Below are 2,990 nucleotides of genomic sequence, written 5' to 3'. Positions count from 1 at the left end.
TTCTTCCTGCTGTCAGAGATCATCGAGCAGGTGTCGGGGCAGAGCTTCAACGAATTGCTGGAGGAGCGGATCACCGGTCCGCTCGGCATGCGCGACACCCGGCTGATGCTCTGGGATGCGGCCATCCTGCCGCGGCTGGCCGACCACCACACAAGCGGCCCTGACGGCAGCTGGCACAAGGCGCAATGGGGCTTCGCGCTGGGCGGCGAGGGCGGCATCGTCTCGACGCTGGAGGACATGAAACTCTGGCTCGCCAACCTCGACGCGCCGAAGGTCGGCACGCCCGAGATGGTCGCGCGGATGTCGGCGCCGGGCGCCGAGATCAACGGCATCCCGACGCCTTACGGCCTCGGCCTGGTCAGCTGCCATTATCGCGGCTTGGCCAGCATCGGCCATGGCGGCGGCGTCGCCGGCGGCCGGTCGGAATCGGTGCGGTACCCCGAGGCGGGGGTCGGCGTCGTGATCCTCGGCAACACTGACGACATGGGGCCGTTCTCGCTGGCCCGCCGCATCCTCGACCTGGTGCTGGGCCATGAGCCCGGCCCGCCCCGCACGGAAGCGTCGACGGAGCGGCTGAAGCAGGCTGTCGGCCTGTACCGTGCCGAAGAGGGCGACGACGTGTTCGGCATCGCCGTGAAAGACGGACAGCCGGTCTTCGTCGGCAATGGCGGCGGCGGCATGCCGATCGAGCAGATCGGCGACGACGTCTTCATGCCGGAGCGGGGCATCGTGCCGCTGGAGTTCACGCCACGCGATGACGGCGATGTCAACACGCGCTGGTTCGGCCGCGCCCGCCGCTTCCGCCGCCTGTCCGGCACCGCCCTGCCAACCGCCCCCGGCCTGGCCGGCCGCTATGCCGACGCCGCCACCGGCTTCGAGGTCGAAATCGCCATCGAAGAGGGCGAGACCGTGCTGCGCCTGCGCACGCCGCATGGCGTGTGGGAGACGACGCTGGAGGCCCGCGCCCCGGACCTGTATCTGGCGGCGCCGCGCCGAGTCAACGCCGACACGCCGCCCCCGGCCGACGCCATCGAGACCGGCGGCTGGGAGTTCACGGTGCGCAGCGTCGCTGGCGGCATCGTCGTCAACGACGACCGCACCAAGGGGCTGCATCTGGCGCGGACGCACTGAGGCCTCTCTCGCCCCGCTGCCCGATAACCTGGGGTTCGGGGTCCCGTCGCTTTCGGGACTTGTCAGCGGGCCGGCCCGGCTGCCCAAATCGCGACAGCGGGGCGGAACGTTCCCGCGGCGCTTGAGACAGGGGCGCATGAGGCAGCACGGCACGCCGATCGGCCCGGCCGGACCGGGCCGTCGCCGTCTCGGCGTCAAGGGATCACACTTCTGGGGGATGGCATGAGATTTCTGAGCAAGAGGGCGGCCGTCTTCGCCCTGTGCCTGGCGGCGTCCGGCCTGACGGCCGCGACCGGGCCGGCGGCGGCCGAGACGGTGCTGAATCGCGGCTTCGGCAGCGCGCCGTCGACCCTCGACCCGCAGCTGAACCAGGGGGCGCGCGAGAACTACATCATCGCCGATTTGTTCGAGGCGCTGCTGGTGCTGGACCCGCAGGGCAACCCGCAGCCGGGCGCGGCGAAGAACTGGGAGACCAGCGCCGACGGCCTGACCTGGACCTTCCATCTGCGCGACGGGCTGAAATGGTCGAATGGCGACCCGATGGTCGCGGCCGATTTCGTGCGTGGCGTGATCCGCAGCCTGGACCCGGCGATCGGGTCGCCCCACGCCTATTATCTGACCGCGGTGCTGCCGATCAAGAACGGCAAGCCGTACAACGACGGCAAGCTGACCGATGCGTCGCAGGTCGGCGCCGCGGCACCTGACGACAAGACCGTCGTGCTGACGCTGGAATACCCGATGCCGGATGCGCCCTACATCCTGGATTTCCACACCACGGCACCCGTGCATCTGCCCAGCTACCAGGCCGCCGGCAACAAGCTGGACTACACCCGGCCGGAGATGTTCGTCAGCAACGGCGCCTACATGCTGAAGGACTACGTGCCGCAGTCCAAGGTGGTGCTGGTCAAGAACCCGAACTACTGGGATGCGGCGAACGTCAAGATCGACACTGTCGTCTACCACGTCACCGAGGACACCTCGACCGAGCTGAAGCGCTATCTGGCCGGTGAGCTGGACAGCACCATGGCGGTGCCGGCGGAGCAGATCGAGAAGCTGAAGGCCGAGCGGCCGAAGGAGCTGCACCAGAACCCGACGCTGGGCATGAAGTATCTGAGCTTCCAGCCCGATGCCGGCCCCCTGGCCGATATCCGCGTGCGCAAGGCCCTGGCCCTGGCGATCGACCGCGACTTCCTGCAGGAGCGGATCGAGAAGGCCGGCAATTTGCCGATGTACACCTTCTCGATCAACCAGGACCCCAGCTACAAGCCGGGTAAGGTCCAGGAAGCCGGCATGAGCAAGGAAGACCGGCTGGCGATGGCGAAGTCGCTGCTGGCCGAGGCCGGCTACGGTCCGGACAAGCCGCTGGAGATCGAGATCATCGGTCCCTCCGCCGCTGCCAGCAAGCGGCGGGTCGAGGGCATCGCCGCGATGTGGAAGCAGAACCTGGGCGTCCGCACCAAGCTGGACCTGACCGAAGTGAAGACCTGGCTCGAGAAGCTGCACACCGGCGACTGGCAAGTGTGCATGGATAGCTACGGCGGCGACTATCCCCAGGCCAAGACCTGGCTGGACGCCCTGCGCTACACCGGCACGCCCAGCTATCACTGGAAGGATGACGACTACGAGAAGCTGATGGACCAGGCCAACGCCGTCGCCGCCGACAAGGCCAAATTCTACCAGATCCTGGGCCAGGCCGAGCAGCGCATGCTGGACCAGTATGTCTACATCCCGATCGCGGTGACGACCGACAACATCCTGGTCCAGACCTACGTCAAGGGCTGGGGCGACAACCCGATCGGCCACCCGATGTCGAAGTATCTGACCATCGAGAAGTAAGGGCCGGAGCCCTTCGATCGACA

2 protein-coding genes are annotated in these 2,990 nt (G+C 67.8%); both read left to right on the top strand.

What is annotated here, in order from left to right; all coding sequences use genetic code 11:
• Nucleotides 1-1,131, top strand: a 1,131-nt coding sequence (locus tag AC3XYG_RS23205; RefSeq protein ID WP_489142234.1) for a serine hydrolase, incomplete at its 5' end; no start/stop codon positions are given.
• 222 nt (nucleotides 1,132-1,353) lie between these two features.
• On the top strand, nucleotides 1,354-2,967 hold the full coding sequence (locus AC3XYG_RS23200) for a peptide ABC transporter substrate-binding protein (protein WP_489142233.1): 1,614 nt from the start codon (nucleotides 1,354-1,356) through the stop codon (nucleotides 2,965-2,967).
• Nucleotides 2,968-2,990: the final 23 nt, after the last annotated feature.

This window comes from Inquilinus sp. (assembly GCF_057815775.1).
This window is presented reverse-complemented; position numbering and strand designations above follow the sequence as displayed.

Excerpts from the sequence above, each read along its gene's own strand:
- AC3XYG_RS23200 (WP_489142233.1), top strand. The coding sequence starts at position 1,354 with ATGAGATTTCTGAGCAAGAGGGCGGCCGTCTTCGCCCTGTGCCTGGCG.